This is a genomic window from Arthrobacter sp. PsM3 (assembly GCF_030433895.1).
GTDB lineage: Bacteria > Actinomycetota > Actinomycetes > Actinomycetales > Micrococcaceae > Arthrobacter.
Genome location: NZ_JARUXE010000005.1, coordinates 1 through 12,949, shown reverse-complemented (window position 1 = coordinate 12,949; position 12,949 = coordinate 1). Strand labels below are relative to the sequence as shown.

Sequence of the window (12,949 nt, the reverse complement as noted above, 5' to 3'; positions counted from 1 at the left end):
TATTCCGGCTGTTCGGGCTCAGCGGCGCCGGACGAGCTGAACCAGTTCGTCGTGCAGGGGCCGGAAGCCGAAGCGAATAATCGCGTAGACCACGGCAACGGCCGTGGGAACAACCAAGACCAGGGTGGTCACTCCGCCCAGGACCGGCGCCGCCAGGACGCCGAGTCCCGCCACCGCCACGGCCGCCCCGCTGACCAGCCCGGGAGCCACTGCGCCGAGCAGTTCGCGGGCCCGCAGCTCGATGACATTGGCAGCCACGAGCTGCATGCCGACGGCGAAGACCACAGCGACGACGAACTGTGCGCACGCGACGCCCACGATGCCCCACTGGGTTGCGTACAGCAGGACAGGCAGCAGGATGACCAGCCGCACCAGCGATACCCAGATCGAGAGACCCGGACGGCCGATGGCTTTGTACACGTCGTTGGCACCAGCGCCCAGGGAACGGGCCGCGGCGTAGAGGGCGAGGAAGACCAGCGGCACCACGGCCTCCAGCCACTTCTCGCCGAAGACCAGCGGCACCACAATGGGCGCCACAACCGCCAGCCCCACCCCGGTGGTCACACCGTACAGGGACTGGATCCGCACACTGGTCAGGTAGCCGGCGCGGAGCCGTTCCGGCTCGCCGCGCACCTGGGCGTAGAGGGGAAAGAGCACAGTCGACAGGACAAAGAAGACGTTGAGGATCAGCACCTCGGGCAACCGGAAGGCCAGCGTGTAGAAGCCCAGCGCATGCGCCCCGAGTAGCAGGCCGATGATGAGGTAGTCGATGTCAAAGATCAGCCGGGCCAGGATGCTGCTGCCGGCGACCGGGGCGCCGTATTTCACATTGGCTTGGAGAGCGTCCCTGCGCACACGCCAGATCTGCCACGGTGCACGCCGGCCAACCAGGAACCAGCACGTCGCTGCGTAAGCGACGGAACCGGCAGCCGTCCCCACCGCCAGCGACATGGCGCCGTGGCCCGAAAATGCCAGGGCAAGGGTCACAGTGCCCATCGTGGCGGCCCGGATAACGGGAGCCGCCGTGAGCTTCTTGAATTGCAGGTCCCGGCGCAGCAGGGCCTCGGGCACGGCGCCGAGCGAGGTGGCCAGTACGGAGATCCCCAGGACCTGGACCAGCGGTTCGACGTCGGGGAGGTTGAAGATCTGCGCGATCAGGGGCCCTGCAAGGAAGGCGCCCAGGCCTAGGACTGAGCCGAGCACCACGGAGATCAGCAGCGCGGATCTCGCGATGACACCGGTGCGTGGCAGGTATACCAGCGCCTGGGCCACTCCGGCGTCGGCAATGGTCTCGGCGTAGCCCATCAGGACCAGCGCCAGGGCCACCAGGCCGTACTCGTCGGGAGAGAGCAGCCGGGCCAGCACGATAGTCGTCACCAGTACGATGATTTTCCCGCTGGCGAAGGCCATCCCCTGCCAGATGGCCCCCCGGACACCGGTCCGGGCCAGTTCCCCGGGGGCGTATGTCATGCCGGCGAGCTTCCAAGCGGCAGGCCTGCGCTGCCCGGATGGATCGCACTGCGCAGCTCCTCCAGATATTCGTGCGTGACTGTCTGCCAGGTCCGGACGGCATCGGCGGCACGCCCTGCAGGGACCGGCCGGATCCCCGCCAGCCGGTCCACGACGTGCTGGGCGAACCTCCCGGTGTCCTGTTCGACGGTGAGCAGGGGATGAGGATCCTGTTCGCGGGCGGCGACCGGCGTGGCAACCACGGCAAGGCCGGCGGCCAGCGCCTCGCGGACCGAGTTCCGGATCCCGACGCCGTGTTCGTCGGGAAAGGCTGCCACGTCGGCGGACTGGAACACGTCGAGGACCGAGGGCACATTGGCCAGAACGTCCACCCGGGGGCCGGCCAGGGCGAGGACCTCGGGCCCGGGACGGCGGCCGGCGATGACAAACCGGGCGTCCGGTACCTGCTCCCACACCAGGGGGGCGATCGTGCTGATCAGGACTTTCGCGCTGTCGATGTTGGGCCCGTAGTTCAGGCTGCCGACGAAGCAGACCACCGGTCCGGCCTGCCTTGCGGCGCCGCGGAAAGCCTGCTCGGCTCCGTTCGGGATGCTCCGCACCGGCCGCCCCAGGCGTTGGGACCATTCGAGGGCGTCCTTTGCCCCCACGGTGAGGAGCCGGGCGCGTGCGGGCAGCCGGCGTTCGGCCCGCAGTGTCCGGCGCTCCCTGAGCCGGTAGGCCGGCCGCAGGAATCGGGGCGCGATGGCGGTGTCCATCCCGGTCCGGATCGACCAGGGGTCCACTGTCTGCAACACAACCGGTCCCTGCACATGCCGGGCGAGGAAGAGCGCGTGCGGGCCGTGGATGAGGGTGGCATCGCTGCAGGCCGACAGCCTGGCCGCCGTCGAAATGGCTTCCGCAGTGGCCCGTTCGTGCTTCCCCGCGCCGGCCAGCCCGGCAAAGGACCGCACGAGCGCTGCCTTGCGGTTCCGGGGAGTCAGGACCTGCGCGCCTTCGCAGCGGCTGCGGACCTCGTCCGGCAGCCCGACCGGGCCCGAGTATGTCAGCAGGGTTACTGCCACGTGGGCCGGCAGATTCCTCAGAATCTCATAAGGAATCATCGAGCTGCCGTCCCCGAACACGGGGTCCCGGTTGGGCACACTTTCTGTAATGTACAGAAGCCTCATTGCACGAGTGTACTGGACCACCCAATCGCTGTGCCGGGACGAACGCCGCAGCTCCGGGAGCGCGCACCCGGACCTGCGGACCACCCCGGACACGGCCGGCGGCGGTCCAGCGCGCCGCCGTCAAGTCCGGCGCCGCCCAGGTCCCAGATGGTGCGTGGCGCCCGGTCCAGGTTCTCCTTGAGTTCAGCTGCGTCCTGCCGCACGACATAGGCCGGGCGGTCCCGCTCCACACGCCAGCTCTCGGACAGCAGGCCGATGTTGACCGTGTCGAAGCCGAACTCGTCATAGAGCCTGGTGACGAGTTCCGCAGCCTCCGGGAAGTCGCTGGCCGTGGCAAGCGCACGGCGGTTTGGTGAGCCGGCGGGTGTCCCGTCGGTGCTGATCTGCGTGGACATGATGTGGTTAAACGCCTTGGCCACCTTGGACTCGGGCAGATGTTCCTGCAGAAGTTCCGAGGTGGTGGTCTCGCCGTTGTCCAGTGCCGGGATCCGGCCGTCCCGCTCCCAGTAATAGTTGTTCGTGTCGAGCACGATCTTGCCGTCCAGCGGCTCCACCGGGACGGCGCCGACGCTCTTGAGCGGCACGGTGACGACGGCGAAGTCGGCCGCCGCTGCCGCCTCGGCCGCCGTGGCTGCCCGGGCATGCTGGCCCAGCTCCGCGACGAGCTCCGTGAGGGTTTCGGGCCCGCGGGAGTTGCTTATCACGACCTCGTACCCGAGCTGCACCGCCTTGCGAGCTAGCTGGCTGCCAATATGTCCTGCACCGATGATTCCGATTGTTGTCATGCGCGGGCAAACACCGGGCCGGCCCGGGATATTTCGTGCTGCTGTCAGCCCAGAAGGTCGTCCTCGTAGCACCAGCGCCAGTCCTCGCCCGGTTCGATGCTCCGCATGACGGGATGGCCGGTCGCGGCGAAATGCTTGGAGGCATGGGTTCCAGGCGACGAATCGCAGCACCCCACGGTGCCGCAGGCCAGGCACATTCTGAGGTGGACCGGCGTCGTACCCTCCCGGACGCATTCCGCGCAATACGGGTTATCCGGAACCCCGGGAATCCCGGGATCCCGCGCGGACTCCAGGTGCGCGCAGACCCCGCCCGGCTGGGCCACACCCTCGCCGCCGCCGCCGCTGGACATGTCCAGGTCCTCCACTGCCGCGTCCAGCATCGATTCTTCAACGTCCAGCCGGTCCAGTACCAAGCTGAGGACCTCATGCGGGTACCCGCCGCCCCGCCGCAACTCCAGAACCTTGTCCCGTTCAGCGTCCAGCATCGCCAGCCGCAGGTGGGCGTAGCGCTGGCTCGGCGTTGCGGCCTCCGACGAAGGCCGGCCGAGACGCTCCCATGCCGCCAGCCCGCGTTCCTGGGTCCGCCGTTTGAGCATCGCCACGACTTCGGGGGGATCGGCGTCGGTCCGGAGTTCCTGCAGCCGCGCCATACCTGCCGCCGTGGCCAGTTGCATCAAGGACGCCTGGTTCAGGGCATCCTCACGCTGGTCCGGTCCCTGCACCCGGAGCAGCCGGACCAGCGAAGGCAGGGTGAAGCCCTGCAGCGTCAGGGTTCCGCCGACCACCACCATGGCTGCCAGAATCAGCACGGAACGGTGTTCCAGGTCCGCCGGCAGCACCAGCACCGCCGCGAGGGTGACCACACCGCGCATGCCGGCCCAGGAAACTATCGCAGCGTACTGCCACGGCGGAGCCGGGTCCTTCCGCCGAATGGCCGGAACCAGCCGCGGCAGATAGGTCGCAGGAAACACCCAGACCGGCCGGACCAGCAGCACCGACAGCAGGATCACGGCACAGCCGGCCCAGATCCGGGATGGCCCCAGCGAGTCGCCCTGGACCCCTTCAATGATGGTCCTGACCTGGAGGCCGATCAGCAGGAAGACCGCATTCTCGAGCAGGAACTGCACCGTGTGCCAGTTGCTGCGCTGGCTCAGCCGCGCTGCGCCATTCGGCATGGACGGCGCCTTTGTGCCCATCACCAGACCCGCAACGACGACGGCGAGGACCCCGGAGGCGTGGATTGCCTCCGCCGGGAGGTAGGCGACAAAAGGTGCCATCAGGGAAAGGGAGGTGTTGATTGCGACGTTCCGGATCCGTTTGCGCAGCTGTGTCAGGACGTAGGCCGCAGCCAGTCCCACCGCCAGACCGCCGCCGGCCGCGAGGAGGAACCCTCCGGCCAACCCGGCCGCTGAGACGGCGCCCGCGATGGCGGCGATAGCCGCCCGGAGGCAGACCAGGGCGGTGGCGTCGTTGACCAGGGACTCGCCTTCGAGGATGGTGACGATCCTGCGGGGCATGCCCACCTTGCGCGCTATGGCAGTCGCCGCGACGGCGTCCGGCGGTGCCACGACGGCGCCGAGGGCCATCGCGGCCGCGAGGGGAATCTCGGGGAACAGCCACCAGACGACGAAGCCCACTGCGATCGTGCCAAAGATGACGTAGCCGACTGAAAGCAAACCGATGTCACGGCGGTTGGAGCCGAAATCGAACAAGGATGTCTGCAGCGCTGCGGCGTAGAGCAGGGGCGGCAGCAACCCCACCAGCACGAGTTCGGGGTTCAACTCGATGTCCGGGATGAACGGCAGGAACGAACCGATGACGCCTGCCAGTACGAGGACCAGGGGCACGGAGACATTGATTTTCCGCCCCAACGCGCTGCCCGCACAGATCACCGACGTGAGGGCAAGCAATCCAAGGGCGACTTCCATGGGGTTATTCTGTCAGGCCCGGCCGGGCTGGGTGCCCGCGGCCGATGGGGACGATGCGGCCGTGCCGGGGGCAAAGGTCTCTGGCACGGCCGCGACCGGAGACCGTCCCCTGTCCCTGTTCCCCGGGCCGGGTCAGTACCACGCGATCTGGGCGAGGTATCCGTAATATTTCCCCTCGATCGGGCGCAACGGGTCGCCCTCGAAGCCGAAACCCCGGTGGTGCTTGTTGTACTCGGCAGTGATGTCCAGGAACTGTGACATCACTGCCTTGCCCGAGCCTTCACAATCCCCGTTACTGATGCACCGCGCCAGCGAGCCGGCGACGACGGGACTCGCGAAACTGGTTCCGTGGGCCACCGCGTAGCCTCCTGGAGATGTGGAGGAGATGCAGACCCCCGGGGCGGCGACGGTGTGGGCCTTGTCCTTGGGGTCGGTGGCGTAGTTGGAGAAGAACGCCGGCCGATCGTCCAGTTGCCCGAACTTGGTCCAGTCCTCGGTTCCGCAGACCGGGGCCGCGAGGCCGTCCGGTTTGCCGTCGAAGTCCGCCATCGCCGTGGCGGTCAGCACCTCGTCGTAGGTGGCCGGGACAAAGCCGGCGATGTCCGCGCCGGAGTTTCCGGCGGCCACAGCGTAAGCGACGCCGGCCTTGACCGAGCGGCAGATCGCATAGTGCATCGGATCAATGCCTTTGCCGCAGTTGGCGGTGTCGGCGCCCGGGCCGCCGATGCTGATGTTGGCCACCTGAATGTCGTTGTCCGGGTCATTGTCCGTGCGCGTTGCCGTCACCCAGTCGATGGCGCAGATAAGCATTTCTTCCGTGATCACATCGGCGTCATTCACTACGCGTACCGACCACAGCGGGGTTCCCGGCGCCGTGCCGACGACGCCCTGGTTGTTGTCTTTGGCACCGATCACCCCGGCCACGAAAGTCCCGTGTCCGACTTTGTCCGTGGGGGTCACCTTGACCGGCGAGCCGGAGGAGCAGTCGATGCCGCCGCGCACATTGAGGTCCGGATGGGTGCCGTCGATGCCGCTGTCGATCACCGCCACGTTGACGTCCACAGGGTCCGCTGTGCCGTGCTGCCCGTCAGCGGGGCCGGTGCCGCCGATCCTCTTCCACCAGTGCGGCGCTACTTGGGCGGCCGGCGAGGGGTCCAAGGGCTTCTGGAATTCCCTGGCCACGGTGATAAAGTCAACGCCCGGATCAGCAGCGAGGCGCGTCGCGACGGACGGCGTCATCGTGGCGGCGTAGCCGTTCACGGCATTGCGATAAACCGTGGAAACGGCAAGGCCATAGCTGCTTTGCTGGGCCGCGGCTTCGGTGCCGGCGTCAACGGCGCTGTCCTTCAGCACCACGATGTATTTCTGTTCCTGGTCGGCAGCGCTTACGGGGACCGCCGCGACGACGCCTGCGGCGACAGCCAGGCTGAACGCTGCCAGGATCCCGACGATGCGTCGGATTCGTGGCCTTCTTTTGGGGGGAGGCGCGGCCGTCCCGGGGTTCTGGCGCGGCCCGGCGGCTGCAAGCGCTGGTACCCGTGATGATCCCCGACGGCGGTCATGGCTGAACATAGTGGCCTCCCTTAAGCGTCTTCGCTACTGAGCGCCCCCCGGTCATAGCTTAGGCCCGCGGATGCCCGTTGCACACGGACCTTTGGCATTACTTGGCCGGGACCAGCAGGCCGCAATCCGGCGACGGCGGGACCTTGCCGCCGTCGGGCGCCCGGCCGGAGAGGCGACCAGGCAACACGCCTAGGCGCGGAGCCAGTCCTGCTCGAAGTCCGGGTGGTCGTAATAGGGCAGGGCCAGGGCGTTGAGCGACTGTTCCATCCATTCCAGCGACTGGGGGATCCAGCCTGCGTCCTGTCCGGTCTCGCTGACCAGTTCCGCGAGCGCCGCCTGCCGGGCGGATTCGACGATCCGGATCAGGCGCCGTTTGGCCTCGCATTCGAGCAGCAGGCGCTGCTCGTACCAGGCTCCGGATTTCGAGACGGTCCGGTCGCCGAGGAGGGTCCGTGCTACCGCCTCGTCCTCGCTGATCCGCTCGGACAGGAATTCGACAATGTCCACACGGCGAGCGTACGCGCGGTCCCCGGGCGGCAACCAGTCCCGGCTGCCGTAACCCCCTGGTGTTTAGTGTGCCGCCAGATTTTCCGCGGCGTCCGGACCAACGAAGTTGCAGGATCCCTCGTGCCGTTCGGACACGTCGCAGGTCCGGCCAGTGGGCAGATGGACGTTGCCGCAGAGCCCGGTGATGGCCACGTCCTCGCGGACGTGCAGGCTGCTGAGGTCGGGCCGGGTCTCGCTGCCTTCGTGAATCTGGGGGCTGCCTGGGGCGTGGTGGTCTTGGCTGTTCATGTCTGCGTGGCTCCTTGGAGAGTCTGCGGTGCAGCTCGGTTGCCAGTCTCGATTGAGTCCGATGCCCTAGTCTCACACGACAACGTTGGAACGGGGTTACCTGGGGGTTAGATTTTTGCCCCAGTCACGCTGCCGGGAACCGCTCTCAGGGGTATATTTCGATGAGGAGCAGCATCGGGAATCAACGAGGCAAAAAGGGGGCGCCATAATGGTGCCAAATTCAGCTGAAGCCGGGGAACAGACGCGGGGTCCGCGGGACACCGCTCCGATCAGTGCAGACGCGCTGGCCGTTCGACTGGGCGACATCGCCCGGGAGCTCCAGCACAAGGAGGACCCCGAATCCATGCTGGACGGCATCGTGCACGCCGCGCTGGAGCTGGTGCCGCACGCTGCCGAGGCCTCGGTCAGCCTGATCACGGGCAACCGGACGATCGAATCGCGTGCCGCGTCCAGCGACCTTCCGCGCCGGGTGGATGCCCTGCAAAGCGACACCGGGCAGGGTCCCTGCATGGAGGCCTCCTACGATGAACGGATTGTCAGCGTTCCCGATCTCAGCACGGATACGCGCTGGCCGGAGTTCTCGCGGCAGGCCTTCAGGCTCGGAGCGCGGAGCATGCTGTCCTTCCAGCTGTTTGTGAATGGTGACCACCTCGGAGCCTTGAATCTTTTCGGAAAGGACGCGGGGGTCTTCGACGCCGAATCGGAGCGGATCGGTGCGCTCGTGGCTGCGCACGCCGCCGTCGCCGTCGCCGGCAGCCAGCAGATCAGCCAGCTCACCCTGGCCCTGGACACGCGGGACCTGATCGGGCAGGCCAAAGGAATCCTGATGGAGCGGTACAAGATCACCGCCCAGCAGGCGTTCCTGCTGCTTTCGCGGGCCAGTTCAGAGCTGAACATCAAGCTCCGCGAGGTTGCGGAACAGCTGACGGTCAGCGGGGAAATGGCCAAGAAGCGCTGACGCCGGGCTGAAGGGGCTTCGGCCGCGCGTCAGCCGACGGCAGGCATGCGCGGGCCGTCCGTGAGATCGGAGCAGACCCGCGACAGCGGCGTCCCGTCGGTCCGGGCACGACGCAGCAGTTCGAGGAAGGCCTGCTCGGCAGTCAGCCCGTGGCGTTCCATCAGGATCCCGCAGGCGCGGTTGGTGTTGTCGCGGCTGGCGAGTGCGCTTTTGAACGGCCCGCTCAGGTGCCGCGGCGTTTCCGGGCCCTGGACATGGGCCATCAGGGTGGCCGCCGGAACGGCGAACTTCTCGAGCAGTTGCCCGGTCGCGGCGGTAAAGGCAGCCGGCAGGGCGGCGTAGATCTTCAGGGTCCCGATTGGTGTGCCGCTTGAGCCCAGCGGAGTGCTGACGAGGGAGCGGACCGGCAACGCAGCGACCGCCTGGCTCCAGAGCGGCCACCGGGCATCCGCGGCAGCATCGTGCACCAGGATGGTTCGTCCTGCCGTCCAGGCAGCGACGCACGGGCCCTGCCCCAAATGGTGCTGGGCGGCGTCCGCCTGCTCCACGAGCCGTTCCGTCGCCGCAGTGCTGCTTCCGCGCCCCTGGGCGTCGAACAGTGAAATTCCGGCCCCGCACGATCCCGGGATGGCATCCCTGACAGCCTGCACCAGCAGCTGCAGCGCATGGTCCACCTTGTCCTCGGTCAGGAGCAGGTTTTTGATGCGCGCGAAAACGGCGGTCAGTTCATCGAGGGGGAGTGGGTTGAATGGCTGGTTAAGCACTTGCGGGCCTTATGGCGTGAGGGCAAAAGCTACCCTGCGAATGCCCCCTGCTTGAGCCGGGACGCCTCAAACGGCGGTCCGCTTAAATCATAGCCCGGCTTGGCGCCCGGCGGCTAACGGCATGACGATGCCGCGACGCACCGCCGTCGTGGCCGGTGGAAGCGGACGGTCGGAATGAAATCCGATGGTTGAATGTTCAATGAAATATGGACTTCGGCATTTTTACCTTCGGCGAGCTTTCCCGCAACCTCAGCACCGGCACGGCACTGTCTCCGCAGCGGCGCCTGAAGGAGATCATTGAGCTCGCCAAACTGGCGGACCAGGCAGGCCTGGGGTTCCTGGGCCTCGGCGAACACCACCGGCGCGACTTCGCCCTGTCCGCCCCGGAAATCGTGCTGGCCGCCATCGCCAGGGAAACCACGACGCTGCGGCTCAGCACTGCCGTCACGGTGCTCTCCACCCAGGACCCGGTGCGGCTCTTCGAGCAGTTCGCCACCCTGGACCTGATCTCCGACGGACGCGCGGAGATCATTGCCGGCCGCGGCGCATTCCTCGAGTCCTACCCGTTGTTCGGCCATGAACTGGAGGATTATGACGCCCTGTTCGAGGAGAAGCTGCAGCTGCTGCTGAAGCTGAGGAACAACGCCGCAGTGACCTGGCAGGGGACCCTGACCCAGAACATCCCCGGCATGGACATCGCGCCGCGCCCGGTCCAGGCCAGGCTCCCCGTCTGGGCGGGCGTCGGCGGAACACCGGCGAGTTTCGCAAGGGCCGGACGCCTGGGGCTTCCCCTGTTCGTCGCCCTCCTGTCCGGACCCGCCCGGTTCCGCCGTCTTGTGGAGCTCTACCACCAGTCCGCCGCTGACGCCGGCCACGATCCAGCCTCCCTGCAGGTGGGGGCCGGCGGGCATTTCTACGCGGCCCCGACGTCGCAGCGGGCCCGTGACACGTTCTACCCCTACTACCGGGCCTACTTTGAACAGAACATGCCCCGCCCGGTGGATCACTTTCCCCGCTCCACCTTCGATGACTGGACCGAGCCCGGCGGTGGCCTTCTGGTGGGCAGCCCGCAGCAGGTCATCGAGAAGCTGCTGGAAATCCAGGCGACCCTCGGCAACAGCCGCTACATGGCCCAGATCGGCCTCGGCGGCCTGCCGTTTGCCGAGACGGCCCGGTCCATCGAGCTGCTGGCCACCGAAATCATGCCGGCCGTGAACCGGGAGATCGGAACGGCCCCGCCGGTGCCGGGCGGCAGCTCAGCCGGCCGCGAGCGGGATCGCCAGGAACCCGCCGGCGGCGTCCCAGCTGCCCGCGGTCCCAAGGTGCCGGCTTAGCCGCTGCATCCGTTCCGCGATCTGCCGGGAACTCCCGCCTGCCAGGCGGGCCTGGAAATCCGTGATCACGGTCGGATGCAGCCGCAGCGTGCGGGGCGTGCCCCCGTCCGTGTCGAGCAGGAAGATAAACGACTGGTCGTTGCGCTCCAGCGGATCCACGGCATAGTCGTCTACGAAGTCCCCGGCACTGTAGATGATGGGCCGGTCCCGGAAGATCTCGACGCCGCGGAAGATGTGCGGCGAGTGCCCGTAGACGACGTCGGCCCCCGCCCCGATGAGGGCCCGCGCCAGCTCACGGTGCTCGGACGGCACCCCGGAGCCCCAGTTCGGCCCCCAGTGCGCGGAGACGATCAGGAGCCCGACGCGGGCCTTCGTCCGCCCGACCAGGGCCAGAAGTTCCGCCACCCGGCGGTCGGTGCGATCCACTGGCACGTAGTAGACGCCGGGCCCGCGGTCCGCTTCCCAGCCCGGCTGGTTGTCGGTGATGGCAATGAGCCCGACGGCGGTACCCGCCACCCTGCGCACCGCGGGGCGTTGGGCGGCATCCCGGCCCAATCCGGCACCGGCATGCAGGATACCGGCCGAGTCGAGCACCGGCAGCATCTCCCGGAAGGCGCTGACCCCGTAGTCCAGCACATGGTTGTTGGCCAGCGACACCATCCCGATCCCCGCGGATCGGAGGCTCTCCACGTTCTTCGGGTCGGAACGGAAATGGAACACCTTCCCCGCTTCGGGTTCCCCGCCGGCGGCCAGGACGCATTCCAGGTTGGCGACCGTGAGGTCGGCCCGGCGCAGCACGGAGTCCGTATCTCCCCACGGGTACTCGGCGCCGACCCGCCTCAGCCGCTCGTTCACCAGCCGGCCCAGCATGACGTCGCCCAACAACGCAATCAACATGGCACACCCGCCTGTCAGCGCTTCCCCATCAGGCCCGGCTCTTCAGCGGGGCCGCTCCGGGAGCTCAGGACTCGTAATCTTCCACTTGCTTGACCGGCCGGGGCTCCGCCTCATCCGGGTTTTCCCCGTACTGCCTTTTCGCCCGCCGCTGCCGCAGGAGGTCCCAGCACTGGTCCAGATCCTCCTCGATGCGTTTCAGGCGGGCATGCTCCGGACCGTGTTCGTAGTCCGCCGAAGAGGACGGGGCCTTCTCGCGGAGTGCCTGCTCCTCGTCCACCAGCGCTGAGATGCGTTCCAGGATATGTTGTTCGTCCATCACGGCCTTCTTTCGGGTAGCGGTCCTTCCGCCAGAGTATCGAGGGCGCGATGCGCTGGCCAGAGGACCGTCAGCCGGCGGAGTCAATGGGTGCAGGCGACGCGCAGCATGCGGCAGCCGGAGCCGACATAATCAGTTTGCTTATTAGTTTGTTGCTTCCTAGAGTGAATCCTGTAAGGCATCAAACTCCCCGAGCGGAGGATCCGGGCCGGTGCAACGGCTGCGCGGACCTCCCCGGGCACCAGAGGAGGACGCATGTCAAAGCACAGCATTGCCGGTAGGAAAGTCGCCTTTCTGCTCACGGACGGCGTGGAGCAGGTGGAGCTGACCAGCCCCTGGAACGCCGTCAAGGAAGCCGGTGGCGAGCCCACGCTGGTGGCTCCCAAGAGCGGGAAGCTCCAGGGCTACAACGGCACCGAAAAAGGTCAGACATTCGACGTCGACCTCACCGCCGCGGAGGCGAACGCTTCCGATTTCCACGCCCTGGTGATCCCCGGCGGCGTCGTCAACGCGGACCATCTGCGTGTCGACAAGGACGCCCAGGCCTTCACCCGCGCCTTCTTCGAGCAGCACAAGCCGGTGGCCTCGATCTGCCACGGACCCTGGCTGCTGATCGACGCCGGCGTCATCAACGGCCGCAACGTCACCTCGTACCACACGCTCCAGACCGACCTGAAGAACGCCGGTGCCAACTGGAGCGACCAGGAAGTCGTGGTCGACCAGGGACTCGTGACCAGCCGGAACCCGCACGACCTCCCGGCCTTCAACGACAAACTCCTGGAGGAAATCGCAGAAGGCGAGCACGCCGGGCAAACGGCCTAAGCAGCAAAAGCGGCAGCAGCACAGCCCTGTAGGCACAGGCCTGTTAGGACGGGGGGGGCGGGGGGGCGGGGGGGGGTGGGGGGGGGGGGGGGGCCGGCCGGCGTCCGGGTCCGCGGGTTCGCGACGGAACAGGTCAGCCTGGAAGAGCGCT

12 protein-coding genes and 1 pseudogene are annotated in these 12,949 nt (G+C 67.6%); 3 read left to right on the top strand and 10 right to left on the bottom strand.

Features of this window, described 5'->3' with window-relative positions; all coding sequences use genetic code 11:
* Positions 1-18: 18 nt before the first annotated feature.
* From QCD75_RS03360 to QCD75_RS03330, 7 genes and pseudogenes are all read right to left on the bottom strand, one after another.
* A complete protein-coding gene (locus QCD75_RS03360) occupies positions 19-1,470 on the bottom strand; it encodes a lipopolysaccharide biosynthesis protein (protein ID WP_301225737.1) in 1,452 nt (483 codons plus the stop codon).
* Complete coding sequence (locus tag QCD75_RS03355) at positions 1,467-2,636, bottom strand: glycosyltransferase (protein ID WP_301225735.1); 1,170 nt, start codon at positions 2,634-2,636, stop codon at positions 1,467-1,469. Before QCD75_RS03355 ends, QCD75_RS03360 begins: the two co-directional genes overlap by 4 nt.
* A gap of 146 nt (positions 2,637-2,782) precedes the next feature.
* Positions 2,783-3,421 (bottom strand): annotated as a pseudogene (locus QCD75_RS03350) (NADPH-dependent F420 reductase); the annotation flags it as partial.
* Positions 3,422-3,465: 44 nt separating this feature from the next.
* Positions 3,466-5,349, bottom strand: coding sequence for a Na+/H+ antiporter (locus QCD75_RS03345; protein ID WP_301225733.1), 1,884 nt, complete (start codon positions 5,347-5,349; stop codon positions 3,466-3,468).
* Positions 5,350-5,481: 132 nt separating this feature from the next.
* Complete coding sequence (locus QCD75_RS03340; protein WP_301225731.1) at positions 5,482-6,921, bottom strand: S8 family peptidase; 1,440 nt, start codon at positions 6,919-6,921, stop codon at positions 5,482-5,484.
* A 180-nt stretch (positions 6,922-7,101) separates the two neighbouring features.
* Positions 7,102-7,419: a DUF6221 family protein gene (locus tag QCD75_RS03335; protein ID WP_301225729.1), complete on the bottom strand. Its 318-nt coding sequence runs from the start codon at positions 7,417-7,419 to the stop codon at positions 7,102-7,104.
* A 63-nt stretch (positions 7,420-7,482) separates the two neighbouring features.
* The gene (locus QCD75_RS03330) at positions 7,483-7,707 is read right to left on the bottom strand and encodes a hypothetical protein (RefSeq protein ID WP_301225727.1); all 225 of its coding nucleotides are present in this window, start codon (positions 7,705-7,707) and stop codon (positions 7,483-7,485) included.
* Between the two features lie 208 nt (positions 7,708-7,915).
* On the opposite strand from QCD75_RS03330, the gene QCD75_RS03325 reads away from it, so the two are divergent.
* Positions 7,916-8,665, top strand: coding sequence for a GAF and ANTAR domain-containing protein (locus QCD75_RS03325; RefSeq protein WP_301225725.1), 750 nt, complete (start codon positions 7,916-7,918; stop codon positions 8,663-8,665).
* A 29-nt stretch (positions 8,666-8,694) separates the two neighbouring features.
* On the opposite strand, the gene QCD75_RS03320 is transcribed toward QCD75_RS03325, so the two are convergent.
* Positions 8,695-9,429: a GAF and ANTAR domain-containing protein gene (locus tag QCD75_RS03320; protein WP_301225723.1), complete on the bottom strand. Its 735-nt coding sequence runs from the start codon at positions 9,427-9,429 to the stop codon at positions 8,695-8,697.
* A gap of 206 nt (positions 9,430-9,635) precedes the next feature.
* Here QCD75_RS03320 and QCD75_RS03315 point away from each other — a divergent pair, with 206 nt between their 5' ends.
* Positions 9,636-10,763 (top strand): LLM class flavin-dependent oxidoreductase, encoded by a 1,128-nt coding sequence (locus QCD75_RS03315; protein ID WP_301225721.1) that lies wholly within the window; start codon positions 9,636-9,638, stop codon positions 10,761-10,763.
* On the opposite strand, the gene QCD75_RS03310 is transcribed toward QCD75_RS03315, so the two are convergent.
* Together QCD75_RS03310 and QCD75_RS03305 are read right to left on the bottom strand one after the other, a co-directional pair.
* The gene (locus tag QCD75_RS03310; RefSeq protein WP_301225719.1) at positions 10,686-11,660 is read right to left on the bottom strand and encodes a CapA family protein; all 975 of its coding nucleotides are present in this window, start codon (positions 11,658-11,660) and stop codon (positions 10,686-10,688) included. The two genes, QCD75_RS03315 and QCD75_RS03310, sit on opposite strands and share 78 nt — an antisense overlap.
* 64 nt (positions 11,661-11,724) lie before the next feature.
* A complete protein-coding gene (locus QCD75_RS03305) occupies positions 11,725-11,976 on the bottom strand; it encodes a DUF2630 family protein (protein ID WP_301225717.1) in 252 nt (83 codons plus the stop codon).
* A 255-nt stretch (positions 11,977-12,231) separates the two neighbouring features.
* Here QCD75_RS03305 and QCD75_RS03300 point away from each other — a divergent pair, with 255 nt between their 5' ends.
* Positions 12,232-12,798 carry a type 1 glutamine amidotransferase domain-containing protein gene (locus tag QCD75_RS03300; protein WP_301225715.1) on the top strand — a complete coding sequence of 189 codons (567 nt, stop codon included), beginning with the start codon at positions 12,232-12,234 and terminating at the stop codon, positions 12,796-12,798.
* The last annotated feature ends 151 nt before the right edge of the window (positions 12,799-12,949 follow it).

What these genes read in the sequence shown, in the direction of transcription:
- QCD75_RS03360 (WP_301225737.1), bottom strand. Translation starts at nt 1,470, where the DNA reads ATGACATACGCCCCCGGGGAACTGGCCCGGACCGGTGTCCGGGGGGCC.
- QCD75_RS03355 (WP_301225735.1), bottom strand. Translation starts at nt 2,636, where the DNA reads ATGAGGCTTCTGTACATTACAGAAAGTGTGCCCAACCGGGACCCCGTG.
- QCD75_RS03345 (WP_301225733.1), bottom strand. Translation starts at nt 5,349, where the DNA reads ATGGAAGTCGCCCTTGGATTGCTTGCCCTCACGTCGGTGATCTGTGCG.
- QCD75_RS03340 (WP_301225731.1), bottom strand. Translation starts at nt 6,921, where the DNA reads ATGTTCAGCCATGACCGCCGTCGGGGATCATCACGGGTACCAGCGCTT.
- QCD75_RS03330 (WP_301225727.1), bottom strand. Translation starts at nt 7,707, where the DNA reads ATGAACAGCCAAGACCACCACGCCCCAGGCAGCCCCCAGATTCACGAA.
- QCD75_RS03325 (WP_301225725.1), top strand. Translation starts at nt 7,916, where the DNA reads ATGGTGCCAAATTCAGCTGAAGCCGGGGAACAGACGCGGGGTCCGCGG.
- QCD75_RS03315 (WP_301225721.1), top strand. Translation starts at nt 9,636, where the DNA reads ATGGACTTCGGCATTTTTACCTTCGGCGAGCTTTCCCGCAACCTCAGC.
- QCD75_RS03310 (WP_301225719.1), bottom strand. Translation starts at nt 11,660, where the DNA reads ATGTTGATTGCGTTGTTGGGCGACGTCATGCTGGGCCGGCTGGTGAAC.
- QCD75_RS03305 (WP_301225717.1), bottom strand. Translation starts at nt 11,976, where the DNA reads ATGGACGAACAACATATCCTGGAACGCATCTCAGCGCTGGTGGACGAG.
- QCD75_RS03300 (WP_301225715.1), top strand. Translation starts at nt 12,232, where the DNA reads ATGTCAAAGCACAGCATTGCCGGTAGGAAAGTCGCCTTTCTGCTCACG.